The 1,119-nt window shown below is 73.4% G+C and carries 2 protein-coding genes; one reads left to right on the plus strand and one right to left on the minus strand.

Going from position 1 to position 1,119, the window contains the following annotated elements; all coding sequences use genetic code 11:
* The coding region (locus AB0O29_RS36270) for a sensor domain-containing protein (RefSeq protein WP_365160805.1) at positions 1-280 on the minus strand (280 nt) is incomplete at its 3' end.
* A 156-nt stretch (positions 281-436) separates the two neighbouring features.
* On the opposite strand from AB0O29_RS36270, the gene AB0O29_RS36275 reads away from it, so the two are divergent.
* The coding region (locus AB0O29_RS36275; RefSeq protein ID WP_365160808.1) for an ABC transporter ATP-binding protein at positions 437-1,119 on the plus strand (683 nt) is incomplete at its 3' end.

Genomic DNA, 1,119 nt, shown 5'->3' on the forward strand with positions numbered 1-1,119 from the left:
GCCGGCGGCTGCGGCTGATCGACGGGGGACCCGCTCCCGATCCGCACCGGCGTTCCACGGCCGCCAGCGGGATCCCGGCCAGGGCGAGGGCCGCGAGGAGGGGAAGTCCCACCAGGACGACGGCGAGGAGCCCTCCGACCACGGCGAGGACGACCATCGTGACCAGCGCCGCGGCGCCGACCGGCGCGCTGCTGAGCAGATAGGCGGCGGACCGCCAGGGCCAGGGCGACAGCAGGAAGTCGGGCCGGGTCAGGGCCTGACAGACGTTGCGAGAGCGCATGGCCCCACCGTAGAAGAGGCCGCCGTACCGGCACGATCCGCCCTGATGGTCACCGCGGCTACGGGCAGCGCGACCTCACCGGGTAGGGCAGGGCATACCCCAGGACTCCATGCGGCCCCCGTGTGGGGAAGGCCGGCCGGCGGTTGAGTGGAACCCATGGAAATCGATGCGATTCAGCTGCGCGCCGTGACGCGGGCCTACGGCTCGGGCGACGACGCCGTCACGGCCCTCGACGACGTGTCCCTCACCTTCCCCCGGAGCACGTTCACGGCGGTCATGGGCCCGTCCGGCTCGGGCAAGTCGACCCTGCTGCAGTGCGCCGCGGGCCTCGACCGGCCCACCTCCGGCTCGGTCGTGGTGGGCGGAACCGAACTGACGGGCCTGAGCGAGCGCAAGCTGACACTGCTGCGGCGGGACCGGATCGGTTTCGTCTTCCAGGCCTTCAACCTCCTGCCCGCGCTGACCGCCGAGCAGAACGTGGCGCTGCCGCTGCGCCTCGCCGGCCGCAAGCCCTCCCGCGAGGAGGTACGGGAGGTCCTGGCCCGGGTCGGCCTCGGGGAGCGTGCCCGCCACCGCCCGACCGAGATGTCCGGCGGCCAGCAGCAGCGCGTCGCGCTGGCCCGCGCCCTGATCACCCGCCCCGACGTGCTGTTCGGCGACGAGCCCACCGGTGCGCTGGACTCCACCACCGGCCGCGAAGTGCTCAGCATGCTGCGCACGATGGTGGACCTGGAGGGCCAGACCGTCGTCATGGTCACCCACGACCCGGTCGCCGCCTCGTACGCGGACCGGGTGGTCTTCCTCGCCGACGGCCGGGTCAACGGCGAACTGCTCTCGCC

Source organism: Streptomyces sp. NPDC089915, from assembly GCF_040684675.1.
Lineage (GTDB): Bacteria > Actinomycetota > Actinomycetes > Streptomycetales > Streptomycetaceae > Streptomyces.